Consider the following 24,758-nt stretch of genomic DNA (forward strand, 5'->3'; position numbering starts at 1 on the left):
GGGTCGACATCGACCCGGGCCACCGGTCTTGCCATTTGGTGCCGACGCACAGTCGGCCGGCGCAAACGATCAGTCGGCCAGCTCACGGGAGTCGCTGGTCTCGAAGACCACCAGCTCGGTGAGCTTGACCCGCAGCCGCTCACGCAGCTGATCCGGCGCGGTCTCGTTGCCACAGCAACGCGCCACCAGCGCCCGCACCTCCTGCTCCAGCCCGTACTCGCGCAGGCAGGGCCCGCACTCGTCCAGGTGGTGCCGGATCAGCGAGCGACGCTCGTCGGCGCACTCCAGATCCAGGTAGAGATACACCTCTGCGAGCACTTCGCGGCAGTCCGTCTCGTGCGGCTCCCCACAGCTCACGTCACACCTCCCGGCCGGCAGCGGCGGTCGAGCCCTTCGCCGAGCGGGCGGCGCTGAAGCCCCGCTCGCCCGCGTAACGCTCAAGCAGCTTGCGCAGATTACGACGGCCCCGGTGCAGACGCGACATCACGGTGCCGATCGGCGTGCCCATGATGTCCGCGACCTCCTTGTAGGAGAAGCCCTCGACGTCGGTGAGGTAGACGGCCAGGCGGAACTCCTCCGGCAACTGCTGGAGGGCCTCCTTCACGTCACTGTCCGGCAGCCGGTCCAGTGCCTCGGTCTCGGCCGAGCGCAACCCGCTGGAGGTGTGCGACTCAGCCTCGGCCAACTGCCAGTCGGTGATCTCCTCGGTGGGCGCCTGGATCGGCTGGCGCTGCCGCTTGCGGTAGGAGTTGATGTAGGTGTTGGTCAGGATCCGGTAGAGCCAGGCCTTGAGGTTCGTGCCCTGCTCGAACTGGTGGAAGGCCGCGTACGCCTTCAGGTACGTCTCCTGGACCAGGTCCTCGGCATCCGCCGGGTTGCGTGTCATCCGCAGCCCAGCAGCGTAGAGCTGATCGACGAATGGCATCGCGTCCCGCTCGAATCGGGCCCTGCGCTCGTCCGTCTTCTCGGTGGTCAACCGCACATCCCCTCGCGTCGGATGCTTTCCCGCCGAGGATACGCGCACGGACCTGCCCGCAGATTCACTTCCGGCCGGTGTGCCCGTGCTCACCGCACCCACCCCGCCCGGTCCCGCCGTCGCGGGCCACTCCGGGCCGTCCAGCAGCCGCTTCAGCTGCCGGGCGTCCCGCTCGTCCCGTTCCAGGCTTCGTGTCTCGGTTGGCACCGGTCACCCCCCTCGCAGAAAAGTCGTCCGGGGGTTGTAACGCGAGATGACCACTGGGGCATTCCGGCCGTCTCCTCCCCGTTCCTGGTCCCGGCCCCGACGGCGGCCGGCGCTGGGACCAGGAAGGGCCTGGGAGGACTGGTGTCACCGGCCCTGCTCGGGCCGGCGGCACCAACGGATGCAACGAACCGTGCCCGCGCCGGAAACGGTCCACCCGGCGAGCCGGGCGCGACGGGTCAGCTGTCCGCCCAGCCCTGGGCGGACAGCCAGTCGCGCACGGCGGCGGCGGTGCCGGCCGGATCGCGACGCAGGTCGTGCGTCTCACCGGGACGACTCACCACCTGCACGGCCGGCCCCGGCTCCGGCGTCCCGAACGGATCGCGGTCGCCGTTGACGACCAACGTCGGCAGGCCGGTGCCCAGTTCGGCGGCGCGGGAGCGTTCCGGTCGGCCGGGCGGGTGCAGTGGAAAGGCCAGTGCGACAACGCCCACCGCACCCACCGCACGGGCCGTCCGACAGGCCACCCGTGCGCCGCTGGAACGCCCACCGACCACCACCGTCGGCACGTCGGCGTGCCGGGCGCGCAGCTCGGCGAGCACCGCCGTCCAGGCCTCGTCGAGGTGACCCGCCGGTGCCGGCGCACGCCGACCGGCGACCCGGTAGGGCTGCGTCACCCGGACCACGGCCAGGCCGGCCGCCACCGACGCGTCCCGGACCGCGAGCAGGTCGGGTGCGTCGACGCTGCCGCCCGCGCCGTGCCCGAGGACGAGCAGGGCGCTGGCCGGGCGGCCCGGCAGGTCGGTGTCGATCCACGCCGGGCCGCGCGGGGTGTCGATCTCGTTGCTGGCTGGCACCGGCCTATTCTGCGCCGCCGGACGGGTGTCGGGTGCGAACCGGGCCGCCGATCAGCTCAGCGGGACCAGGGCGAGCAGTCGGTCTCGCACCGGTGGACCGGCGTCGTCGATGGCGTCCGGATCGGGTTCGACCTCGCCGCGCCAGGCGACCAGCATCGCCCGCCGTTCCCGTGGCGTGGTGCCGCCCCACACGCCGTGGCAGTCACCGACGTCGAGGGCCCACGCGAGGCAGGACCCCTGCACGTCACAACTGCGACACAACGCGACGGCGGCGTCCGCCGGCTCGTTCGGTGCCGGAAAGAATGTCTCCGGATCGACGCTCTGGCACGTTCCTCTGGTGCGCCACGCGTCGTCCTGTCGCCGTTCTCGCACGGCCCGCAGCAACCGCGGATCTCGCCGCGCCGCTGCCACCTCGTGCGGGCGCGGCATACGTGCCCGTGTCATCCACCCACCTCCCCCGTGGGACCGGCAAAAGCTGTGGACGTCGTCCGCCCCGTGCGGACCGACAGCCACTACCGGCGCTGTGTTCTATCGCACTTCGCAACCTCGGGACAAGGGTCTGCCGGGAACATGACTGAACAGTCAGGAGACGAATCGCGCGTAACCCTGGCAAATCGGTGACCGACTATGCGCCGCGCCGTCAGAACAGCGTCAGCTCCTGCGGTGACACCATCGGCGCCACCGGCACCCGCGCGGTCAGCTGTGGCCCGTCGTTACGAACGTCCCCCACCGCCGCACCCACCGGCCGGATCTCCAAGCCCGCCAACTGCTCCGCCGACGCCGCGGCGAGCAGCCGCCCCGGCTCGTCGGTCGGCGCGAGCCACGACGACCACCGCTGCGGTGGCAGCAGCACCGGCATCCGGTCGTGCACCTCGGCCAGGTCGCCGAGTGCGGTGGTGGTCAGCACGCTGAAGGTGAGCCGGGTCTCGGCGTCGGACTCCCAGACCGACCAGATGCCGGCCAGCGCGAGCACCGAACCGTCCCGGGGCGTCATGAAGTACGCCTGTCGCCCGCCGTCGGGCAGCCGGACCCACTCGTACCAGCCGTCGGCCGGGACCAGGCAACGGCGGCGGGAGAAGGAACCGGCGTACGCCCGGCTGGTGGCCACCGTCTCCGCCCGCGCGTTGATCATCCGGGCGGCTCCCGACGCGGACCGGGACCAGTGCGGCAGCAGGCCCCAGCGGCCGACGCAGAGGCTGCGATGCCCCTGCGGGCTGACCCGGACCAGCGGCACCGGGTCGGTCGGCGCGACGTTGTGGTCCGGCCGAACCAGGCCGTCGGAGTCGTCGGACGACTCGAACAGCGCGCTCAGCTCACCGGAGCTCCGGGTCGTCGCGTACCTGCCGCACATGGGGCACACGCTAACGCGTCGGAGGCCCTGTCGGCTGTCCCGCCAACCGGGAGTACGAAAGCCGGGTGCCGCCGCCCGCCCGCCGACACGGCAGAATGTAACGGTGGGCAACCTGACCGCGACCCGGCCGCCGCAGCCGTGGACCGCACCGACCGCATCCGACCCGGTGGCGGCGACGCTGCGCCTGCCCGGTTCCAAATCGATGACCGCCCGGGCCCTGGTGCTCAGCGCGCTGGCCGCCGGCCCGTCGACGCTGGCCCGGCCACTGCGCGCCCGCGACACCGAGTTGATGGCCGCCGGCCTGCGGGCGATGGGCGCGCACGTCTCGATCAGCGACGACGAGCGCTGGCTGGTCCGACCGCACCCGCTGGCCGGTCCCGCCCACGTCGACGTCGGGCTGGCCGGCACCGTGATGCGGTTCGTGCCACCGGTGGCGGGCCTGGCCGACGGGCAGGTCACCCTCGACGGTGACCCGTACGTGCGCACCCGCCCCCTCGGCCCGCTGGTCGACGCGCTGCGCTCGCTGGGCGTCCGGATCGACGTCACCGGCACCGGCAGCCTGCCGCTGACCGTGCTCGGCACCGGCCGGGTCACCGGCGGCGAGGTCGTGATCGACGCGTCCGCATCCAGCCAACTCGTCTCCGGGCTGTTGCTGGCCGCCCCGCGCTTCGACCGGGGCGTCGTGGTCCGCCACGTCGGGCCGCCGGTGCCCTCCGCGCCGCATCTCCGGATGACGGTGCAGATGCTGCGGGCCGCCGGTGCGGCGGTCGACGACAGCACCCCCGACGTCTGGGCCGTCGAGCCCGGCCCACTCACCGGGCGCGGCTGGGACATCGAACCGGACCTCTCCGGCGCCGTGCCGTTCTTCGCCGCCGCACTGGTCACCGGCGGCGAGGTCACCCTTCAGGGCTGGCCGCACAGCAGCGGGCAGCCGATCGAGAAACTCCGCTCGCTGCTGCAGCGGATGGGCGGCGAGGTCGCCCTCTCCACCAACGGGCTGACCGTCCGTGGCACCGGCGTCGTGCACGGCCTGACCGCCGACCTCTCCGACGTGGGCGAGCTGACCCTCGTGCTGACCGCGCTGGCCATGCTGGCCGACTCGCCGTCGGTCTTCACCGGCGTCGGGCACATCCGCGGCCACGAGACCGACCGGCTCGCCGCGCTCGCGCGCGAGTTCGGCGGGCTCGGAGCGGACATCACCGAAACGCCTGACGGGTTGGAGATCCGGCCCCGACCGCTGCGCGGCGGCGTCTTCCGCACCTACCACGACCACCGCATGGCGCACGCCGCCGCGGTGGCCGGGCTCGCCGTGCCGGGCATCGAGGTGGACGACGTGGGGTGTACCTCCAAGACCATGCCCGAGTTCCCGGCACTATGGTCAGCGATGGTGACCGGCAAGTGAGCGTCCGGACGCTCAGTAAGAGCTGACGCGAGAAGAGGACAGGTCCTGGCGACCAAACGGCGGGAGTACGACGAGGACGACGTGCGGGTGCGGCCCGGAAAGTCGTCGCGCCCACGTACGCGCACCCGCCCGCAGCACGCCGACGCGGTCGACGGGTTCGTCATCGCCGTCGACCGGGGGCGCTACACCTGCGTGCTCTCCGGGGCCGAACGCGGCGTGGTCGGCGCCGAGCTGCCCACTGTCACCGCCATGCGGGCCCGCGAGTTGGGCCGCAAGTCGGTGGTCGTCGGTGACCGGGTCAGTCTGGTCGGCGACACCTCCGGGGCGGAGGGCGCGCTCGCCCGCATCGTCCGGATCGCCGAACGCCGCTCGGTGCTGCGCCGCACCGCCGACGACGACGAGAGCACCGCCGAGGGTCGGCTGGAACGGGTCGTGGTGGCCAACGCGGACCAGTTGGTGATCGTGAGCGCCTTGGCCGACCCACCGCCGCGCACCGGGTTCATCGACCGCTGCCTGGTGGCCGCGTACGACGCGGACGTCGAGCCGTTGCTCTGCCTCACCAAGGCCGACCTGGCCGGGCCGGAGGAGGTGCTCGGCTACTACACCGAGCTGGAGCTGCCGTACGTGCTCAACCGCCCCGACTCCGACCTCGACGCGCTCCGCGCGCTGCTCAGCGGCAAGGTGTCGGTGCTGGTCGGGCACTCCGGCGTGGGCAAGTCGACGCTGGTCAACCGCCTCGTTCCGGACGCGCTGCGCGCGGTCGGCGTGGTCAGCGCGATCGGCCGGGGCCGGCACACCTCGACCAGCGCGGTGGCGCTGCGGCTGCCACCGGTGCCCGGGGTCGACACCGACCCGGGTTGGATCATCGACACCCCCGGGATCCGCAGCTTCGGGTTGGCGCACGTGTCGGCCGACAGCCTGCTGCACGGCTTTCCGGACCTGGTCGAGGGCACCGTCGACTGCCCACCGAACTGTCCCCACACGGCCGACGAGGCCGAGTGCGGGCTGGACGCCTGGGTGGCCGCCGGCAAGGCCGACCCGCGCCGGTTGGCCTCGTACCGTCGGTTGCTGGCCTCCCGGGCCGGCGAGGGTGACTCGCGCGGCGACAGCGACCAGCGCGGCCCCGGCGAGGGTGACCGGCGCGGCCCGGACGAGTGACCCGACGAGCGTGGGCTAGGTTGCCGGCATGACCGGGTACGCCGACGACCTCGCCCTCGCCCACCTGCTCGCCGACCGGGCCGACGCCATCGCCACGGCCCGGTTCCGCGCGCTCGACCTGCGCGTCGAGGCGAAGCCCGACCTGACCCCGGTCTCGGACGCGGACACCGCGGTGGAGCGGGAGATCCGCGCCCTGTTGGCCGAGCGACGACCGGCCGACGGGCTGCTCGGTGAGGAGTTCGGCGCGCAGCCGTCCGCCGACCCGAACGGCCGCCGGTGGATCATCGACCCGATCGACGGCACCAAGAACTTCGTCCGTGGCGTGCCGATCTGGGCCACCCTGATCGCGCTCTACGACGGCGACCGGCCGGCGGTCGGCGTGGTGTCCGCACCGGCGCTCGGACGACGCTGGTGGGCCAGCGCGGGCGCGGGCGCGTACGCCGGGCCGGGTCCCACGGCCGGTGAGCGGATCGGCGTGTCCGCGGTGCGCGGGGTGGCGGATGCCAGCTTCTGCTACTCGTCGCTGAACGGGTGGGAGGAGACCGGGCGGCTCGACGCGGTGCTCGACCTGATGCGGGACAGCTGGCGCAGCCGGGCGTACGGCGACTTCTACGGCTACATGCTGTTGGCCGAGGGGGCACTGGACGTGATGGTCGAGCCGGAGTTGTCGGTGTGGGACGTGGCGGCGTTGGTGCCGATCGTCACGGAGGCGGGTGGCACCGTCACGGATCTGGGCGGACAACCGGCTCCCGCCGGCGCTCCGGGCACCGACAGCAGCGTGGTCGCCACCAACGGTGTGCTGCACGCCGACATCCTCGTGCGGCTCAACCGACCAACCGAGCGCTGACCCCCGGCAACCTCTATCCTCGCCAGGTGGTCTCCTCCGGTTGGTGTTTCCTCGCGGCGATGATCGTCGCCTACGGCTTCGCCAACCTGCTCCAGTCGGTGGCGGCGGCCCGCACCACCGTCCACCACACCTTCGATCCGGGCCTGCTGCTGCGCCTCGCCGGGCACCGGACGTACCTGGTCGGTCTCGGCTGTCAGATCGCCGGTTTCGTGCTCGCCTTTTTGGCCCGGCGGGACCTGCCGCTGTTCCTCGTGCAGGCCAGCGTGGCCGCCGGGCTCGGGGTGACCGCCATCCTCGGGGTGCTGGTGTTGAAGTGGCGGCTGCCGGCGGCGGAGGTGGTGCTGCTGGCGCTGCTCTTCGCGGGGATCACCGCGCTGGTGCTGTCCGCCCGACCGGCGCCGTCGAAGCAGCTCGGCACCGCCGGCTCGATCGCCCTGCTGGTGGCGCTGGGCGTGATCGCGGTGCTCGGCTTCTTCGCCGTCCGGCTGCACGGGGCGCCGGGTTCGGTGGCCCTCGGCTCACTGGCCGGGCTGGCGTTCAGCTCGGCCGCTGTCGCCGCCCGGCCACTGGCATCCGCGCCGTCCGCCGAGGCGTTCCTCGCCGACCCGCTGTTCTACCTGCTGATCGCCCACTCGATCGTGGGTCAACTGCTGCTCGGTCTGGCCATGCAGCGCGGTTCGACGACCGCCGCGGTCGCCGCGATGGACGCCGCCGGCGCGGTGCCGGCCGCGATCGTCGGCCTGCTGCTGCTCAACGACAAGATCTGGCCGGGCCGGGAGTGGCTGGCCGCGGTCGGCTTCCTGGTGACCCTGGCCGCGGTGATCGGCCTGACCCGGTACGCCGAACCGCAGCAGCACCGGTCGGTGACCCGCCGTCGGGACCCCGCCATGGTCGGTGCCGGCCAGCCGGGCTGACCGTCCGGCACCACACCATGGTCGAGGTGCCGCGGCACCGCCGACTCACGCCTCGACGGGCTTGCGGCGGCTCACCACCCGTTCGTAGAGGCGCTCCAGCGCACCGGCGGTCCGTTCCCAGGTGTAGCTGCTGCGCACCCGGTCCACCGCGGCGTGCCCGTACGCGAACCGACCGGCGTTGTCGGCCAGCAGCCGGCGCAGCGACACTCCGAGCGCCCGCACGTCACCGGGGGGCACCAGGCGGCCGGTGACCTCGTCGACGACGGCGTCCGCCAGGCCGCCCATCGCGTAGCCGATCACCGGCACACCGCAGGCCATCGCCTCCAGCGAGACCCGTCCGGCCGAGGAGTAGTGCGGCGTGCAGGCGACCACGTCCGCCGACCGGTACCAGGTGGCCATCTGGTCGTGCGGCACCGCCCCGACGAGCCGTACCTGGTCGACGACGCCGAGCTGTTCGGCCAACTCGCGCAGCCGTCGCGCCTCGGCGTGGTTGACCAACTGGTCGGCCGGCGGCCCGCCGGCGATCACCAGCTCGGCGTCACCGACCAGCCGCATCGCCCGGATCAGGTCCTCCTGGCCGTGCCCGGCGGCCAGCGAGCCCACCGAGAGGATCCGGGACCGCTGTTCGCGCGGTGCCGCCTCGCCGTCGGGATGGAACAGGTCGATGTCGACGCCGGCCGGCACCAACGCGACCGAGCTGCGTTGCAGACCCATCCGGGTCAGCTCGTCGACCTCGTCGTTGGACTGGGCCACGGCGATGTCGACGGCCCGGGTCAGCGCGCGCTCCAGCGTGATCCGCTGGCCCGGCCCGTCGTAGTGACCACCCAGATGACGCAGCTGCTCGATGCCGAGCGAGTGGAACGTCTGCACCACCGGGATGTCGGTCTCCCGGACGGCGTGCGCGGCGGCCAGGCCACCGACCCAGTAGTGCCCGTGCACCACCTCGGGCCGCCAGGAACCCGACCACTCGTCGGCCAGCCACCGGCCGACCTCCGTCACGTACGGGATCAGCTCGACGGTGGGCAGTGGGGTGGGCGGGCCGGCGGGCACCTGGTGCACCTGGTAACCGTCGACGGTCATCGTCGCCGGCAGCGCCGGGTTGTCCCGGCGCACGTAGAGCCGAACGTCATGGCCTCGCTCGGCCAGCTCGGCGGCGACCCTCGCGGTGTGCTGTCGGGTGCCTACCGGCGGGCCGTCGGCGTGGCGGTAGGAACTGGCGTGCGCGCAGACGAGGCCGACGCGCATGGGTCACCTCCCTGCGATCTTTCCTCGGCGGTGGTCCTCCCGGTCAGAGCGTCCCATTAACCCCGCGACGCTGAGCCGAAACCTGGCAGATCAGGAAGAGTCCCCGCGAGTGCCACCGACACTTGCGCCACGACAAGCACACGCGACACGCGACAGCACGCTTCGACGATGATCGACAAGCCGTCGCCGGTGTGACCAGGCCCGGCCGGGGGTACCGCTCAGAAATGCCGCTGACCCGCAGTCTCGACGATTCGACAGTGGTGATCACCGGTGCGTCCAGCGGGATCGGCACGGCGACCGCGTACGCGCTGGCCCGCCGTGGTGCCGCCGTCGTGCTGGCCGCCCGCAGCGAGCCGGCCCTGCTGCACGTCGCGCAGCGCTGCCAGGCGTTGGGCGGTCGGGCGCTGGTCGTACCGACCGACGTCACCGAGTTGGAGTCGGTGCGGCGGCTGGCCGACCAGGCGGCGGCCGAGTTCGGCCGGATCGACGCCTGGGTGAACAACGCCGCGGTCAGCGCGGTGGGGCTGTTCGACGAGATCCCGGTCGCCGAGTTCCGCCGGGTGCTGGAGGTGAACCTGCTCGGGACGGTGCACGGCATCAAGGCGGCCCTGCCCTACCTGGGTGCGGCGGGTGGCGGCGTGCTGGTCAACAACGCCTCCGTGCTGGCCGAGGTGGCAATGCCGTACCAGTCGGCGTACAACGCCACCAAGCACGGCATCCGGGGGCTGGCCGACACCGTCCGACAGGAGCTGCGGGTCACCGGCCGCGGTCACATCTCCGTCTGCACCGTGCTGCCGGCCACGATCGACACCCCGTTCTTCCGGCACACCGGCAACCACAGCGGCCGGGAGCTGGTGCCACCTCCTCCGATCTACCCGCCGGAGGTGGTGGCCGAGACCATCGTCCGGCTGCTGCGCCGGCCTCGCCGCGAGGCGTACGCCGGCGGCGCGGCCCGGCTGATCGGCCTGCAGTGGCGGCTGGCGCCCGCGCTGGTCGAGCGCACCCTCGGCTGGTACGCCCACCGCACCCAGTTCGGCCCGGGGGCCCGACCGGACAGCAGCGGCAACGTGTTCCAACCCGATGCTCAGGCGCGCGAGGACGGTGGCTGGCACGGTCGGCGGCGACAGTTGGCGCGGATGACCGCCGCGTTCGGCCTGGCCGCCGCCGGCACGGCTGTCGGCACCCTGGCGGCCATCAACCGCCGCTCCCGGTCGGGCCGCTGATGGCCGATGTCGAGCGCCCGAATGCGCTGGCCGTCACCAACGCGCACAATCAGGCGATCATGTCGCGCTGTCTGGTGGAAATCGTCGAGTCGTCAGCGGTGGTCCGGCTGACCGGTGTGCTCGATGCCGCCGGCACCGAGGCGGTACGCGACGCGCTGCTCGCCCGCCTGGCGGACCGGCCCGGCCCGGTGGTGGCCGACGTGACCGGTCTGCGGGTCGTCGACCCGGCCGGGCGCGGCGTCTTCGCCGACGTACGCCGGGAGGTCGCCGACTGGCCCGCCGCTGACCTGCTGCTGTGTGACCCGGCGGTCGACCGGCCCGCCCAGCCGGACGCCGCGCTCGCCGGGGTGCCGGCCTGGCCCACGCTCGACGGGGCGCTGGCCGCTGTGGCGGCGACGCCGCTGGCGGCGGTCCTCACCGCCGAGCTGGCTCCGGCGGTGGGCGCCGCCCGGCAGGCTCGCGAGCTGGTCACCGCCGGTTGCGAGCGCTGGGGTATACCGACGCTCGCCGACCCGGCGTGCATCGCGATCACCGAGATGGTCAACAACGTGGTGGCGCACGCCCGGACCCCGATGACGGTGCGGCTGGCCCCCCGGGAGACCACCCTGCACCTGGCGGTGCGCGATTACTCCCCGCGTCAGCCGACGTTCGCCGGGTTGTCACCACCGGACCGGGCCGGCGGCCGGGGACTGCTGCTGATCGACACGGTGACCCGCCGCTGGGGCAGCACTGCCGTACCGGACGGCAAGGTCGTCTGGTGTGTGCTGCACCCCGACGACGAGGCCGCCTGACGGGGCTTTCGCCGTCGGCGCCCGATTCGGCGCCGTACCGTCGACTGCCGCCCGGTTACGGCGGCAGGGCAGCGGGTAGTGATCAGACATGCGCGACAACGAGTTCCCGACCCCCGTGTCCGACACCGAGGCGCAAGGGCTGCCCGACACCGCCGATGACGACTCGACCGCCAACGACGACGTCCTCACCGGGCGCGAGGCGGACGGCCCGGACCCGGCCCAACTGCCCGGCGACCGGACGCCGGTGGCGGTGGACCGGTTCGGCACGACCGCCGAGGAGCAGCTCGACGGTGAGTCGTTGGACTACAAGCTCGACCGTGAGGTCTACGAGCGCCCGGCGGACGATCCGCTGGCCGGCACCATCGACCCGAAGATCGCCTTCGAGGCGGACAACCTGGAAGCCGCGGCGGAGGCTCAGCTCGACGCCGACGTGATGGATCCCGGGCCCACCTCGGACCCGAACTCACCGGTCTCCCTCTACGACCACGGTCAGCTCGGCACCGTTGCCGACGCCACAGTGGGTCGGCTGGTGGAACCCGACGAGGGGGCGCACACCGACCAGGAGACCGACTCGGTGGCGTACGACGCCGGATCGGCCGGCGGCGGAGCCACCGCCGAGGAGCTGGCCATCCACGAGACGGAGCCGCCGCGCTCGGTCTGACGTCCGCTCAGTCGTCCAGACCGCGTTCGATGGCGTACCGGGTCAGCTCGACCCGGTTGTGCAGTTGCAGCTTCCCCAGGGTGTTCTGCACGTGGTTCTGCACCGTGCGGTGCGACAGGCCGAGGCGCTGGGCGATCTGCTTGTACGACATCCCCTTCGCCACCAGCCGCAGCACCTCCGTCTCCCGCTCGGTGAGCTGGGGCGTCGCGGGTTCGGCAGCGCCGGCCGGGCCGGTCCCCCGCCCCGGTCCGGCGGCCAGCCGGCGGTACTCGCCGAGGACCAGCCCGGCCAGTCCGGGAGTGAAGACCGCGTCGCCGACGGCGGTGCGGTGCACCGCCTCCAGGAACTCGGCGGGCGCAGTCGACTTCACCAGGTAACCGGTGGCCCCGGCCTTGACCGCGTCCAGCACGCTCTGCTGCTCGCCGCTGGCGCTGAGCATCAGCACCCGTACCGCGGGCAGCGCCGCGCGCAACCCCAGGATCACCTCGACGCCGGAGATGTCGGGCAGTTGCAGGTCGAGGACGACGACGTCGGGCCGGGCGGCGGCGGCCACCCGGATGGCCTGTCGCCCCTCGCCGCTGGTCGCCACCACCAGGAAACCGGCCTCGGTCAGGTCGCGGGCCACGCCCTCCCGCCACATCGGATGGTCGTCCACCACCATCACCCGGACCGGGTTCGCCGCTGTCACCTCGGCACGCTCAGCTCGATCTCGGTGCCCGCCTCCGGGGCGGACACGATCCGCACGGTGCCGCCCACGTCGGTCACCCGTCCCCGGATCGACTGGGTCACGCCGAGCCGACCCTGGGCGGCCGCCTCGTCCAGCCGGCCGTCCGGAATACCCGGCCCCTCGTCGCGGATCGACACGGTCACCGTCGCCCCCTCATCCTCGATCAGCACCCAGGCCCGCCCACCGGCGTGCCGCCCCACGTTGTCCAACGCCGCCCCGGTCGCCGCGGCCAATTCCGCGGCCACCCGTCGGGGCAGCGGCACCGGGGTGGCCGGAGCGGAGAGCGCCACCGCCGCCGAGGCGTACCGGCCGAGCAGGGTCCGCAGGTCCACCGCCTCGCCGCCGTCCGGCAGGCTCCCGCCGCCGTCCGGGAGGCTCTCGGTGGCCGGACCGGCGCCGGCGATCAGCGCCCGCAGGGCAACCTCCTGCTCGCCGGCCAGCCGGGCCAGCTCACCGGCCTCGCCGGGCAGGTCGGCGCCGCGCCGCTGCACCAGCGCCAGCACCTGGAGCACCGAGTCGTGAATGTCGCGGGCCAGCCGCTCCCGCTCCCGGGTGGCGGCCTCCAACTCCACCGCCCGCTGCAACCGCTCCTCGGCCCGCACCGCGAGCCGGGCCACGTGCCCGACCACCACCCCGGCCAGCAGCATCAGGATCACCCCGGTGAACGAGGACTGACCGATCCGCTCCCGGGTGGCCAGGTCCGCGCCGGCGACCAGCAGCGCGGCGACAGTGCCCCGCCGCCGGCCACCGGAGACGGCCCAGGCCAGCACCGGGCCGGCCATCCAGGCCACCCCCAGGGTGGGTACGCCGTGGGCGAGCGCCGTCCGGCCGACCACCCACGGGGTGGCCAGCACGATGGCCATCACCACCCCGAGGTCGGCCAGCAGCAGCGGCCAGCGCCGCCACGCCGGCCGGGCGTACCCGACCGCTGTCGCGCCGGTCCAGGCGACCATCAGAAGAATCAGAGCACCGACGGCGTACGGGTGGGCGTACCGGTCGGCGTCGCGCACCGCAAGCGCGCAGACGTACGCCAGGGAGGCCAGCCTGAACACGGCGAGCGCACGCCACAGCGGCACCTCGAACCCACCCGGCGGCGACGGCATGGCGGTCAGGATGCCACAACCGGTCCGGCGCACGGCCAGCAGCGAGTGCGGTTCAGGAAACCCTGACGTACGGTGGAAAAGCCGCGAATTATCCGAGATGCGCCGCCGGGACGGGCCCATGACAAACGCAGATCCGCACGCACCGCGTACGGTTGTGCCCATCGAACCTGCCCTCCTGATCGCCGAAGCCTTTGACCAGGCCCAGGTGACCGAGATTCGACACTCGGTCACCTCCTGCGCGCATGCCTCCGGCCTGAGCGGCCAACGGCTGGACGACTTCGTGCTCGCGATCAACGAATTGATCACCAACGCGGTGCGGCACGGCGGTGGGCGCGGCTGGCTGCGACTCTGGCACGAGTCGGGTGTGCTGGTCTGCGAGGTCGCCGATCACGGGCACGGGATCAGCCCGCAACGGCTGGGAGACCGCAGTCGGCCCGCCCCGGACACCGCCGGCGGCTGGGGCCTCTGGCTGGCCCGCGAGCTGACCGACGCGATGGAAGTGGTCACCGGCACCGCCGGCACCACCGTCCGCATAACCACCGGCCTGACCAACCAAAGCCCCACCCCGCACTAACCGCCCCACCCCGGCCGGCCTCGCCCGCCCGTCTCAGACCCGGCCAGGCCCGCCTCGACCCGGCCCGCCCCGGGTCGGCCTGATCCCATCCCGCCCCGATCCGGCCCGCCTCAGCTCGGCTCGGCTCGGCCCAGCCCGCCTCGGCCCGGCCCGGCCCAGCCCGCCTCGGCCCGGCCCAGCCCGCCTCGGCCCAGCCCAGCCCAGCCCCAGCCCAGCCCGTCGATCATGGAGTTGTGGTGGGGGACAAAGTCCCCGAATTATGCCAAGCCCGGCACCACAACTCCATGATCCACCGCACCTGCCCGCGATCTTGCACTTACTGTCCCAACATAAGCGGCATTCCACGTTTTTCGACAACCGAAACTGCAAGATCGACGCAGACAGGTGCGGCGCACGGCGCACGGCACGCGGGGCACGGCACGCGGGGCACGGCACGCGGGGCACGGCGCGGCGCTTGAGCGCGGGGTAGGGCGCAAGTCCCAGCGGTGCCGGGGTGCGGGGCGGGGTCAGGCGAAGAGTGCGGAGACGGATTCGCCGTTGTGGATTCGGCGCGTCGCCTCGGCCAGGGCGGGGGCCACTGACAGGACCTGCAGCTTGGGGACCCGCTTGGCGGCCGGGATGGGAACCGTGTTGGTACAGACGATCTCCAGGACGCCGTCCTGGTCGCTGAGCCGCTGCAACGCGTCGTCGGAGAAGAGGCCGTGCGTGCAGGCGAGCCGGATCGACCGGACCTTCAGGCCGCGCAGATGCTCCATCAGCTCGACCACCGTGCTGCCCTTGGCGATCTCGTCGTCCAGCACGATGACATCCCGGTCGGTCACGTCGCCGATCACCGCGCTGATCTTGACCAGGTCGTCGCTGAACCGCTGCTTCGCCCCGGCCGCGACCGGAGTGCCGAGCAGCCTGGCGAAGGCCGCGGCCTCCTTGGCGTTGCCCAGGTCGGGCGAGACCACCACGGTGTTGCTGAGGTCGTAACGCTGGAAGTGGGTGGCGAGCTCCCGAAGCGCGTGCAGGTGATCCACCGGGACGCTGAAGAAGCCGTGCACCTGCGGCGAGTGCAGGGTCATCGCGAGCACCCGGTCCGCCCCGGCCGAGGTGAGCAGGTCGGCGACGAGCCGCGCGCCGATCGAGATCCGTGGGGCGTCCTTCTTGTCCGACCGGGCGTACGCGTAGTGCGGCAGCACCACGGTGATCCGACCGGCGGAGGCACCCCGGGCGGCGTCGATCATCAGTAGCAACTCGACCAGGTGCTCCTGCACCGGCGGCACCAGCGGCTGGATCAGGAAGACGTCCCGCTCCCGGCAGTTGGCCTGCAACTGGACTTCCAGACAGTCGTTCGCGAACCGGGAGACCCGTACCGGGTGCAACGGCACCCCCAGGTGGGCGCAGATCTCGGCAGCCAGGTCGGGATGGGCGGTTCCACTGAAAACGGCGATGTCGCGCACGTTCGCACATCGTAGGGGAAGCCCACGGCCGACGATGGCAGCAGGCCGGAACCCGCCGTGACGCCTGTCGCGCCGCGCCGCCGTCCGGGTACGGTGCTGCGGTGACCCCCCAGTACGTCGCCGCCATCGATCAGGGCACCACCTCCTCGCGGTGCATCGTCTTCGACCGGGCCGGGGACGTCGTCGCCGTGGCCCAGCGCGAGCACCGGCAGATCTTCCCCCGACCGGGGTGGGTGGAGCACGACGCCGAGGAGATCTGGGACAACGTCGAGCAGGTGGTCGCCGAGGCGCTGGGGACCGCGGGCATCGACGCGTCCGGGCTGGCCGCTGTCGGCATCACCAACCAGCGGGAGACCACCGTCGTGTGGGACCGGGCCACCGGTCGCCCGGTGGCCAACGCCATCGTCTGGCAGGACACCCGGACCGGGCCGCTGCTGCGCGAGCTTGCGTCGGCGTACGGCGAGGAGCGGTTCCGGGCCCGCACGGGCCTGCCGCTGGCCACCTACTTCGCCGGGCCGAAGCTGCGTTGGCTGCTCGACGAGGTCGACGGCCTGCGTGAACGCGCCGACCGCGGCGAGGTGCTCTTCGGCACCATGGACAGCTGGCTGATCTGGAAGCTGACCGGCGAGCACGTCACCGACGTGACGAACGCCAGCCGGACCATGCTGATGGACCTCACGACCCTCGAGTGGGCCCCGGAGCTGCTGGACGCGATGGGTGTTCCGGCGGCGATGCTGCCGGAGATCCGCTGCTCCGCCGAGGTGTACGGCACGGCGGGCGGGGTGCTCGCTGGGGTGCCGGTGGCCAGCGCGCTGGGCGACCAGCAGGCCGCCCTGTTCGGGCAGACCTGCTTCCAGCCGGGTGAGGCGAAGTGCACCTACGGCACCGGCAGCTTCCTGCTGCTCAACACCGGCGCCAGCCCGGTCCCGTCGACGCACGGTCTGCTCACCACCGTCGCCTACCGGATCAAGGACCAACCACCGGCGTACGCCCTCGAAGGCGCCATCGCGGTCACCGGTTCGCTGGTGCAGTGGCTGCGGGACAACCTCGGGTTGATCTCCACGGCCGCCGAGGTGGAGGAGTTGGCCCGCACCGTGGACGACAACGGCGGGTGTTACGTGGTGCCGGCGTTCTCGGGACTGTTCGCCCCGCACTGGCGTCCGGACGCCCGGGGGGTGATCGCCGGACTGACCGGTTACATCACCAAGGGACACCTGGCGCGTGCGGCGCTGGAGGCGTCGGCGTGGCAGACCCGCGAGGTGGTCGACGCGATGAACGCCGACTCGGACGTGGCGCTGCGTCGTCTCCGGGTGGACGGCGGGATGACCGCGAACGGTCTGCTCATGCAGTTCCTCGCCGATGTGCTCGACGTGCCGGTGGTCCGTTCCCGGATCACCGAGACCACCTGCCTGGGTGCCGCGTACGCGGCCGGTCTGGCGGTCGGCTTCTGGCCGGATCTGGCCACCCTGCGGGCGCAGTGGCGCTCGGACGCGCAGTGGGAGCCGGCCATGGCCCCGGAGCTACGCGAGCAGGAGCTGCGCCAGTGGCGTAAGGCGGTGCAGCGCACCCTCGACTGGGTGGAGTGACCTCAGCGGCCGGTGCGGACCTGTGCCACGAACGTGCGCCAGGCCGACGGCGCGAAGGTGAGGACGGTGCCGGTGCGGTCGGTGGAGTCCCGGACCAGCACCTGGTCCGGCAGGTTGTCGGCCACCTCGACGCAGGTGTCGCCGCCGTTGCCGCTCCGGGTCGACACGCGCCACCGAGGGGTGGGGGCGGAGTTCACAGCTCGTTCACCAGCTTTCCGATCAGCTCGACGGACACGCTCGCCGGCAGGGCCTCGCCCAGCAGCGTGTCCCACATCGTCCTGATGGTATCAACGGTGTCGGTCCGGTCGACGATCTGACCGAAGACCCCGTCGATGTAGGCCACCTCGTCGCCGTCGGGCAGCGCGGCCAGCACGAAGCCGCCGGCCAGCCCGGCGTGTGCGCCCACGCTGGCGGGGATCACGTAGAGCCGGACGTGGGGCAGGGCGGCCAGCTCGGCCAGCCGTTCCAACTGGGCGAGCTGGACGGCCCGGTCGCCGACCACGCGGCGCAGCGCGGCCTCGTCCACGATCGCGGTGAACCGCTTCGGGGCCGGGCCGGTCAGCAGCTCCTGGCGGGCCAGCCGGCCAGCGACCAGCAGGTCGGCCTGCTCCGGCGTGTGGGTGCCCTGAGCGCTGAGCACCGCGTGCGCGTACGCCTCGGTCTGGAGCAGGCCCGGCACCAGCGACGGTTGAACGGTGCGGAGGGCGACCGCCTCGGCCTCGATCGCCGGCCACGGCGCGAACCAGGCCGGCGACTGCTGCCGGGCCGCCACCGCCAGCAACTCGGCCAACAGCCCGCCGGTGTCCAGCGCCGCGTCTGCCGCCTCGGCGAACTGCGGGGTGGGCCGGCGCCGCCCGGTCTCGATCGCCGCGATGGTGGACGGACTCCACCTGATCAGCTCCGCCAGGGCCTCCTGCGAGACGCCCGCACCCGCCCGGGCCGCCTTGAGCGCCCTGATCCACATGTCGCCGTTCATCCGACCGCCCCAGACTCCACGAAGAGTGATGGGTCCATCCTCGACGGTGACGTCGGTCAGGTCCAGCAGGAGCGGTGAAAGCGCGGTGTCCCGGTCAGTTCCAGCGGTTGCCGGTGAGCTTCTCGTAGACGTCGATGTAGCGGGCGCGGGTCGCCTCGACCACCTCGTCCGGCATGTCCGGGGCGGGGGCCTGCTTGTTCCAGCCGCTGCCGGTGGCCCAGTCCCGCACGTACTGCTTGTCGTAGGAGAACTGCACCCGGCCCGGCTGGTACGACTCGGCCGGCCAGAACCGCGACGAGTCGGAGGTGAGCAGTTCGTCGGCGAGGACCAGGGTGCCGTCCGGCGCCCAACCCAGCTCGATCTTGGTGTCGGCGACCAGGATGCCCCGGTCGGCGGCCAGCTCGGCACCGCGCCGGTAGATGTCGATGGTGATCTGCCGGAGCCGCTCGGCGGTGGCCTGACCCACCTTGTCCACCACATCGTCGTACGTGATGGGCTCGTCGTGCTCGCCGGCCGGGGCCTTGCTCGACGGCGTGAAGATCGGTTCGGGCAGGATCGACGCCTCGCCGAGCCCTCGCGGCAGCTCCACGCCGGAGACCGCGCCGGTCTTCTCGTACTCCCGTAGGCCGCCGCCGGTCAGGTAACCGCGGGCGACGCACTCGACCGGGAGCATGTCCAGCCGCTGGCAGCGGATGGCCCGCCCGGCGAACTCGGCGGGCACGTCGGTGGCCGAGATGACGTGGTTCGGCACCAGGTCGGCGAGCTGCTCGAACCACCAGAGCGAGAGCGCGGTGAGCAGACGGCCCTTGTCCGGGATCGGCGTCGGCAGCGCCACGTCGTAGATCGAGATGCGATCCGAGGCCACCAGGATCAGGTCGTCGCCGTCGGCGTAGACGTCCCGGACCTTGCCCGAGTGCAGAAGTTCCACGCGCCCTAGTACACCATGCGAGATCGCGGGGGCCTGATTCGACCACCCGGCCGAGGGTGACCGGACGGACGTTGACACCTTCGTGTGCTGCCTGCGTGAATGGTCCGACCGCCACCCCCGTAGGTCCAGGAGAGCCCCGTGCCCGTTGTTCGCCCCTCGCTCGACCGCCTCGGCGCCGACCCGGGCCGGCGCCGACTGCTCAGCGCGCTGCTCGGCGTACCTCTGCTCGCCTCCGGCGGGCTGGCCGGGTGCAGCGACGACGCGGCCACCTCGACCCAGGACGGGCCCGTCGAGCTGTCGGTCTTCTGGTGGGGTGGCACCAAGCGGGCCGAGCTGACCGAGAAGGCACTGCGGCTCTACTCGGACCGCAACCCCCGGGTCACCTTCCGGGTCACCTGGCAGGGCGCGGACGGTTACTACGACCGGCTGGCCACCCAGGCGGGCGGCGGGAACGTGCCGGACCTGATCCAGATCGACGACGCCATGCTGACCGAGTACACCCACCGTCAGGTCATTCTCGACCTCACCGACCACCGCCTGGATCTTCGGGGCCTGCCGGAGGGTCTGATCCGCTACGGCACGGTGGAGGGGCGGACGATGGCGGTGGCCGCCGGGCAGACCCACGCTGCGGTGGTGTTCAACCGGGACCTGCTGCGGGAGCTGGAGATGCCGGAGCCCCGCGCCGGGATGACCTGGCCCGACTACATCTCCTGGGCCACGCAGGTCACCGAGGCCAGCGACCGCCGGGTGGCCGGCACCATGGACGGGTCGGGCGACTACCGGGCGCTCTGGCTCTGGTTGCGGTCGCAGGGCGGCGAGTTCTACCGGGGCAACCAGCTCGGCTTCGGCGCGGACGAGCTGATCGCGTGGTTCGAGTTGTGGCAGCGGGCCCGGCGGGACCGGGCCACGCCGAGCGCGGCCCTGGTCGAGCAGGCCGACAGCGGCGAGCCGGCCCGGCAACTGGTGGTCAGTGGGGTGACGGCGGCGTCCTTCGCCTGGTCGCACCAGCTACCGGAGCTGCAACGACTCACCGAGTCCGAGTTGGGCATCGTCGGTTTCCCCGGCCCACCGGGGGCTCAGTGGGCGCGGGCGTCGATGTACTGGGCGGGGTTCCGGGGCACCCGCCACCCGGACACGGTCGCCGACGTGATCAACTTTCTGACCACCAATGGTGAGGTCGGCGCCGTTCTCGGCCACGAACGTGGGCTGAACGCCAGTGCCCAGGTCCGCCGCTACGCCGAGGGCAGCATCACCGACCCGGCCCAGCGACGTGCCGCCGAGTTCGGTGCCAGCATCGCCGACCTGCTCGGGCCGGCGCCAGCGCCGCCACCCCAGGGGCACGCCAAGGTGCGCACCCTGCTGGTCGCCGCCGCCGAGCGGATCCGCGTCAAGCGTGACGGCACCCGCGAGGCCACCGCGCGTTTCCTGTCCCAGGCCATCGCGGCCCTGGCGGCGGTGAGCACCGGCGGCCAGTCCGGAACCGGCCGCTGGTGACCCTCCGGCGTCTCCGGGCCTGGTCAGCGCGGCGGGCCACCCCGGCGGTTGCGCATCAGACGCAACACCAGGAACACGACGATCGCGACCACGACCAGGCAGCAGAGCAGCGGGAGCACCCCGAAGCCGCTGCGGCCTCGCCGCCTGGCGGCCTCCACCACGATCTCGCCGGTGGCCGTGGACGCCCAGGCTGCGACCGGCACGAAGACCGCCAGTACGACCGCACCGAAGACCGCGCTCAGGCGGCCCCACCACTTACCGAATGAAGACATGTGCCCATCCTCGCCGAAGGGCGCAACCTCGGCACGTCGGTCCACGCCGAATCACGGGACCGGATGGTTCGGAAGCTCCCGGCCGGCGCGCAACGCGCTCGCAACGTCCCGGCAAAGATGATGATCTTTACATGAATCTCTCGAGGTGATCGGATTCGCCTCATGCTCACCTCTTTAGGCAGTGCGCGGATCTCTCGCACCCGAAGATCTGCGGCGGCAGCGGTCGGCGTCACAGTCGTCGCCGCTCTCCTCACCCCCACGGCGGCGCACGGCGCCCCGCCACCCCCGCCGCCGCCGACGACGAGACCGGCTCAGAGCGGCGACGCGGACCGCACCCCCGTCACGGTCACGCTGATCACCGGCGACCAGGTGACGGTGACGCCGGGCGTCCACGGCGCAACCGCATCGGTGGACGTCAAGCGCGCCCCGGGCGCCACCGGCTCCGTACGCGTCTCCACCGAGGGCCGGGACACCTACGTGTACCCGGACGAGGCGTTGCCGTACCTCGCCACCGGTCGACTCGACAAGCAACTGTTCGACGTCACCCAGCTCATCGCCCAGGGCTACGACGACGCGCGGACCAGCGACCTTCCCCTGATCGTCACCCGCACGACGGGCGCGGCGAAGCTCAGGACCGGCACCACGCTGCCGGGCGCGCGGACCACGCTGGAGCTGCCCTCCGTCCGAGGTGAGGCGATCCGCACCCGCCGGTCGCAGGCGGCGGACTTCTGGTCGGCCCTCACCACTGGACAGTCGCCGACCGGCCGCAGCGCTGCCACCGGCGCGCCCTCCTTCGCGGCCGGCGTCGACAAGGTGTGGCTCGACGGCAAGGCGAAGGCCACCCTGGCCGACACCACCGCCCAGGTCGGCGCTCCCGCGGCGTGGGCCGCGGGTGGCACCGGCAGCGGTGTCCGGGTCGCCGTCCTGGACAGCGGGGTGGACACCACCCACCCGGATCTCGCCGACCAGGTGGTGGCCTCCCGAAGCTTCATCGCGGGCCAGGACGTGATCGACCGGAACGGGCACGGCACCCACACCGCGTCCACCGTCGCCGGAACGGGCGCCGCCTCCGGCGGCAGGGAACGGGGCGTGGCCCCCGACGCCGACCTGGTGATCGGCAAGGTCCTCGACGAGTACGGCAGCGGGTCGATCTCGGGGATCATCGCGGGCATGGAGTGGGCGGCACGGGCCGAGCACGCCAAAGTGATCAACATGAGCCTCGGCGTGAGCGCCTGGCACACCCAGGACGACCCGCTGAGCCAGGCCGTCAACCAACTGACCGCCGAGACGGGCGCGCTCTTCGTCGTGGCCGCCGGCAACAGCGGACCAGACCCGTACACCCTCGGTGCGCCGGGTACCGCGGACGCCGCGCTGACCATCGGCGCGGTGGACACCTCCGACCACCTGGCGGGTTTCTCCAGCGTCGGGCCCCGAATGAACGACGAGGCCCTCAAGCCCGACATGACCGCTCCCGGGGTGGACGTGCTGGCGGCGCGCTCGCAGCACATCTCCTGGGGTGAGGGCTACTACTACACCGACAGTGGCACCTCGATGGCAGCGCCGCACGTCGCCGGGGCGGCCGCCCTGCTGGTGCAGAAGCACCCGACCTGGAGTGCGCGGCAGCTCAAGGACGCGCTGATGAGCACCAGCGTCCGTACGCCCGACTACGACGCCTACCAGGCCGGTAGCGGTCGGTTGAACGTCGCCGCCGCCTACCACCAGGACCAGGTCGTCGCGTCCGGGTCGGTGGACGCCGGACTCGTCGGTTGGGGCGGCGCACCAGAGCCGATCACGCGGACGATCACCTACACCAACACCACGGACGGCCCGATCGCGCTGGAGCTCTCCGTCGACCACGGCGCCGCCCCCGCGCGGACGTTCACGACGACCGCCGACCGCGTCACGGTGCCCGCTCGGGCCAGCGCGACGGTCAACGTCGTGGTGGCCCCCGCCGGCCTCTCCCCCGGCAGGTACTCCGCCCAGGTCACCGCCCGCTTCGCCGCCGGCGAGGTGCACACGGCCGTCGGGGTCGCCGTCGAGTCCAAGAAGTACGACCTCACCATCCACCTGAAGGACCGCGCCGGCCGGCCCATGAGCGGCGAGGTCGAGGTCGTCAACGCCGAGACCGGCTCGGCCTTCATGTGGGTGCCGGACGGAAAGCTCACCGCCCGTCTGACACCCGGCTCGTACACCGTCGTCGCGGCGGCGGACGTGGAGGGTCTGCACGGGCCCCGCTCTCTCGGCCTCGCGATGCTGACCGCTCCCGAGGTCGACCTGACGGCCAACCGGGTCGTGGAACTCGACGCCGCGCGGGCCCGCCAGGTGAAGGTGGCGACACCTCAGCCGACCGCCGTCGTCAACAGCAGAATCGACGTCTATCGCTCCTTTACCTCAAGCGAGCCGACACCCGCCGACTGGAGCGCCCTGCGCGAGACGTTCTGGCCGGGTGCCGCCTACGACAGCCTGTGGGCCCTGCCGACCAGGGACAAGGTGCGCAAGGGCAGCTTCGTCTTCACCACCCGGATCCGCGCCGCGCAGACGCCACTGGCGATCAGCTACCAGGGCCGGCACCTCAGCGGCCCGCTCGCGCAGCCCGGTTCCCCGCCGCTGCCCGACGGCACCTCGCGCCTGGACGCCGTCTTCGCGGGCGTCGGCCGCACCGCCGACTACGTTGGCGTCTCCGCCCGCGGTAAGGCCGTGGTGGTCCGCGGCAACGACTCGGTGACCCCCACGGACCGGGCGGCAGCGGCGCACGCCGCCGGCGCGGCGATGCTCGTCGTGGTCAACGACCGCGCGGGTCGCCGGAGCGAGTGGTACGGCAACTCCGACGCCGTGACGACCGGGCCGATCCCGGTGGCCTCGGTGACCATGGACGAGGGCGAGGCGTTGATCCAGAAGATCACCGCCGGCCGCAACCCGGTCCGGCTGGTCGTGGTCGCCCACCCCCGGGCGACGTACCTGTACGACCTGGTGGACTACCACACCGGCGGGGTGCCGAAGGACCCGTCCGCCAGGACCGACCCGCGCAAGCTCGCCCGGATCGATCTCACCTTCTCCCCGCCACCGGGAAAGCAGGCCAGCGAGACCCGGATGGACTTCCCGCCGTACGAGTACGCGGCGGCACGGTCGTTCCCGTTCGAGCCGGTCGCGCCAGGGCCGCGCACCGACTGGGTCTCCACGGGTCCCGGCATCAGGTGGATGCAGTACGCCGACGTCGCCGACTGGGCGCGGTCCAACACCGAAGCCATCGCGTACCGGGCGGGCAGCGTCCAGAAGGACCGCTGGTTCGGGCCCATCACCCGGCCGCGGCTGCTCAGCACCGAGATCCCGTTCCGTGGTGAGACCGGTATGAGCGCCTACATCCAGGGGTTCGGCGACGCGGGCGCCGCCCACAGCGGCGGGGCCAGCATGTCGCAGATCGTCACGTTCTATCAGGGCGACAGGCTGCTGACCCGGTTCGACGGCTGGCCGGAGGTCGGCGCGGGTGAGCTGTCACCGGAGGAGCTGCCGTACCGACTGGTCGTCGAGACCAAGGGCAAGCCCGAGTTCAGCCCGTACTCGACCGCCACGCACACCGAGTGGAGCTTCGTCTCCGGCGGCGGCACCGAGGTGAAGGCCGTCCCGTTGGTCCAACTGGACTACGGAACGGACGTGGACGTCGCGGGTCGGACGAAGCGCCGGACCGACTTCTCGATCACGCCTGTGGTGGTGGGCAGCACCGCGGCTCGGGACGCCGTGTCGGCAGTTGAGCTGGAGATCTCCTACGACGACGGAGTGACCTGGCAGCGGCAGGACCTGCGGGCGAAGAAGGGCACCTGGCAGGCGTCGTTGAACGCGCCGCACCGGGCCGACTTCGTGTCGATCCGGGTCACCGCCAAGCAGCGCAACGGTGGTGGCGTCACCCAGAGCGTCACCCGGGCCTTCGGCCTGCGGTAGCACCCGCCGGGGGTCGGCACCGACGAGGTGCCGGCCCCTGCGGGACCCTCGCCTCTGACATCGGCACCAAAAACGTCCGGCCCCCACA

23 protein-coding genes and 1 pseudogene are annotated in these 24,758 nt (G+C 72.5%); 11 read left to right on the plus strand and 13 right to left on the minus strand.

Annotation, left to right across the window (positions count from 1 at the left end; translation table 11 throughout):
• Positions 1-69: 69 nt before the first annotated feature.
• The 5 genes from rsrA to ACZ6NZ_RS29185 form a co-directional block, all read right to left on the minus strand.
• Positions 70-357 (minus strand): mycothiol system anti-sigma-R factor, encoded by a 288-nt coding sequence (rsrA, locus tag ACZ6NZ_RS29165; protein ID WP_030490399.1) that lies wholly within the window; start codon positions 355-357, stop codon positions 70-72.
• 1 nt (position 358) lies between these two features.
• Entirely contained in the window at positions 359-1,183 is an 825-nt protein-coding gene (locus ACZ6NZ_RS29170; RefSeq protein WP_112583674.1) for a sigma-70 family RNA polymerase sigma factor, read from the minus strand.
• A 236-nt stretch (positions 1,184-1,419) separates the two neighbouring features.
• Positions 1,420-2,037, minus strand: a complete 618-nt coding sequence (locus ACZ6NZ_RS29175) for an alpha/beta hydrolase family protein (RefSeq protein ID WP_366607890.1) — start codon at positions 2,035-2,037, stop codon at positions 1,420-1,422.
• Between the two features lie 51 nt (positions 2,038-2,088).
• The gene (locus ACZ6NZ_RS29180) at positions 2,089-2,481 is read right to left on the minus strand and encodes a WhiB family transcriptional regulator (protein ID WP_091406097.1); all 393 of its coding nucleotides are present in this window, start codon (positions 2,479-2,481) and stop codon (positions 2,089-2,091) included.
• Between the two features lie 196 nt (positions 2,482-2,677).
• Positions 2,678-3,388, minus strand: a complete 711-nt coding sequence (locus ACZ6NZ_RS29185; RefSeq protein WP_465861103.1) for an SOS response-associated peptidase — start codon at positions 3,386-3,388, stop codon at positions 2,678-2,680.
• 103 nt (positions 3,389-3,491) lie between these two features.
• Here ACZ6NZ_RS29185 and aroA point away from each other — a divergent pair, with 103 nt between their 5' ends.
• The 4 genes and pseudogenes from aroA (at position 3,492) to ACZ6NZ_RS29205 (ending at position 7,797) form a co-directional block, all read left to right on the plus strand.
• Complete coding sequence (gene aroA, locus ACZ6NZ_RS29190; protein WP_366607886.1) at positions 3,492-4,790, plus strand: 3-phosphoshikimate 1-carboxyvinyltransferase; 1,299 nt, start codon at positions 3,492-3,494, stop codon at positions 4,788-4,790.
• Positions 4,791-4,877: 87 nt separating this feature from the next.
• Entirely contained in the window at positions 4,878-5,948 is a 1,071-nt protein-coding gene (rsgA, locus tag ACZ6NZ_RS29195) for a ribosome small subunit-dependent GTPase A (protein ID WP_465861139.1), read from the plus strand.
• Between the two features lie 28 nt (positions 5,949-5,976).
• Positions 5,977-6,795: a histidinol-phosphatase gene (hisN, locus tag ACZ6NZ_RS29200; RefSeq protein WP_465861104.1), complete on the plus strand. Its 819-nt coding sequence runs from the start codon at positions 5,977-5,979 to the stop codon at positions 6,793-6,795.
• Positions 6,796-6,854: 59 nt separating this feature from the next.
• Positions 6,855-7,797, plus strand: a pseudogene (locus ACZ6NZ_RS29205) (hypothetical protein).
• Here ACZ6NZ_RS29205 and ACZ6NZ_RS29210 read toward each other — a convergent pair.
• The gene (locus tag ACZ6NZ_RS29210; RefSeq protein ID WP_465861105.1) at positions 7,755-8,954 is read right to left on the minus strand and encodes a glycosyltransferase; all 1,200 of its coding nucleotides are present in this window, start codon (positions 8,952-8,954) and stop codon (positions 7,755-7,757) included. The pseudogene ACZ6NZ_RS29205 and the gene ACZ6NZ_RS29210 sit on opposite strands and share 43 nt — an antisense overlap.
• Before the next feature lie 224 nt (positions 8,955-9,178).
• On the opposite strand from ACZ6NZ_RS29210, the gene ACZ6NZ_RS29215 reads away from it, so the two are divergent.
• The 3 genes from ACZ6NZ_RS29215 (at position 9,179) to ACZ6NZ_RS29225 (ending at position 11,629) form a co-directional block, all read left to right on the plus strand.
• Positions 9,179-10,177: an SDR family oxidoreductase gene (locus ACZ6NZ_RS29215; RefSeq protein ID WP_465861106.1), complete on the plus strand. Its 999-nt coding sequence runs from the start codon at positions 9,179-9,181 to the stop codon at positions 10,175-10,177.
• Positions 10,177-10,968 (plus strand): ATP-binding protein, encoded by a 792-nt coding sequence (locus tag ACZ6NZ_RS29220; RefSeq protein WP_465861107.1) that lies wholly within the window; start codon positions 10,177-10,179, stop codon positions 10,966-10,968. Before ACZ6NZ_RS29215 ends, ACZ6NZ_RS29220 begins: the two co-directional genes overlap by 1 nt.
• 88 nt (positions 10,969-11,056) lie before the next feature.
• Positions 11,057-11,629: a DUF5709 domain-containing protein gene (locus tag ACZ6NZ_RS29225; RefSeq protein WP_366607876.1), complete on the plus strand. Its 573-nt coding sequence runs from the start codon at positions 11,057-11,059 to the stop codon at positions 11,627-11,629.
• A gap of 7 nt (positions 11,630-11,636) precedes the next feature.
• Here the strand turns inward: ACZ6NZ_RS29225 and ACZ6NZ_RS29230 are convergent, their stop codons facing one another.
• On the minus strand, positions 11,637-12,290 hold the full coding sequence (locus tag ACZ6NZ_RS29230) for a response regulator transcription factor (protein WP_366608129.1): 654 nt from the start codon (positions 12,288-12,290) through the stop codon (positions 11,637-11,639).
• Positions 12,291-12,313: 23 nt separating this feature from the next.
• Complete coding sequence (macS, locus tag ACZ6NZ_RS29235) at positions 12,314-13,459, minus strand: MacS family sensor histidine kinase (protein WP_465861108.1); 1,146 nt, start codon at positions 13,457-13,459, stop codon at positions 12,314-12,316.
• 118 nt (positions 13,460-13,577) lie between these two features.
• Between macS and ACZ6NZ_RS29240 the strand changes: the two genes are divergently transcribed.
• Positions 13,578-14,033, plus strand: a complete 456-nt coding sequence (locus ACZ6NZ_RS29240; RefSeq protein ID WP_465861109.1) for an ATP-binding protein — start codon at positions 13,578-13,580, stop codon at positions 14,031-14,033.
• 506 nt (positions 14,034-14,539) lie between these two features.
• Here ACZ6NZ_RS29240 and ACZ6NZ_RS29245 read toward each other — a convergent pair.
• Positions 14,540-15,478, minus strand: a complete 939-nt coding sequence (locus tag ACZ6NZ_RS29245) for a ribose-phosphate diphosphokinase (RefSeq protein ID WP_465861110.1) — start codon at positions 15,476-15,478, stop codon at positions 14,540-14,542.
• Between the two features lie 101 nt (positions 15,479-15,579).
• On the opposite strand from ACZ6NZ_RS29245, the gene glpK reads away from it, so the two are divergent.
• Positions 15,580-17,064: a glycerol kinase GlpK gene (glpK, locus tag ACZ6NZ_RS29250; RefSeq protein ID WP_465861111.1), complete on the plus strand. Its 1,485-nt coding sequence runs from the start codon at positions 15,580-15,582 to the stop codon at positions 17,062-17,064.
• Positions 17,065-17,066: 2 nt separating this feature from the next.
• Here the strand turns inward: glpK and ACZ6NZ_RS29255 are convergent, their stop codons facing one another.
• The 3 genes from ACZ6NZ_RS29255 to ACZ6NZ_RS29265 form a co-directional block, all read right to left on the minus strand.
• On the minus strand, positions 17,067-17,231 hold the full coding sequence (locus tag ACZ6NZ_RS29255; RefSeq protein ID WP_465861112.1) for a DUF397 domain-containing protein: 165 nt from the start codon (positions 17,229-17,231) through the stop codon (positions 17,067-17,069).
• 26 nt (positions 17,232-17,257) lie between these two features.
• Positions 17,258-18,040: a helix-turn-helix domain-containing protein gene (locus tag ACZ6NZ_RS29260; RefSeq protein ID WP_465861113.1), complete on the minus strand. Its 783-nt coding sequence runs from the start codon at positions 18,038-18,040 to the stop codon at positions 17,258-17,260.
• Positions 18,041-18,134: 94 nt separating this feature from the next.
• Positions 18,135-18,968 (minus strand): phosphoribosylaminoimidazolesuccinocarboxamide synthase, encoded by an 834-nt coding sequence (locus tag ACZ6NZ_RS29265; RefSeq protein WP_465861114.1) that lies wholly within the window; start codon positions 18,966-18,968, stop codon positions 18,135-18,137.
• A 138-nt stretch (positions 18,969-19,106) separates the two neighbouring features.
• Between ACZ6NZ_RS29265 and ACZ6NZ_RS29270 the strand changes: the two genes are divergently transcribed.
• Positions 19,107-20,462, plus strand: a complete 1,356-nt coding sequence (locus ACZ6NZ_RS29270) for an ABC transporter substrate-binding protein (protein ID WP_465861115.1) — start codon at positions 19,107-19,109, stop codon at positions 20,460-20,462.
• A gap of 23 nt (positions 20,463-20,485) precedes the next feature.
• On the opposite strand, the gene ACZ6NZ_RS29275 is transcribed toward ACZ6NZ_RS29270, so the two are convergent.
• Positions 20,486-20,734, minus strand: coding sequence for a hypothetical protein (locus ACZ6NZ_RS29275; RefSeq protein WP_465861116.1), 249 nt, complete (start codon positions 20,732-20,734; stop codon positions 20,486-20,488).
• 162 nt (positions 20,735-20,896) lie between these two features.
• Here ACZ6NZ_RS29275 and ACZ6NZ_RS29280 point away from each other — a divergent pair, with 162 nt between their 5' ends.
• Positions 20,897-24,670 (plus strand): S8 family serine peptidase, encoded by a 3,774-nt coding sequence (locus ACZ6NZ_RS29280; RefSeq protein ID WP_465861117.1) that lies wholly within the window; start codon positions 20,897-20,899, stop codon positions 24,668-24,670.
• Positions 24,671-24,758: the final 88 nt, after the last annotated feature.

The organism is Micromonospora sp. NPDC047756 (assembly GCF_055587245.1).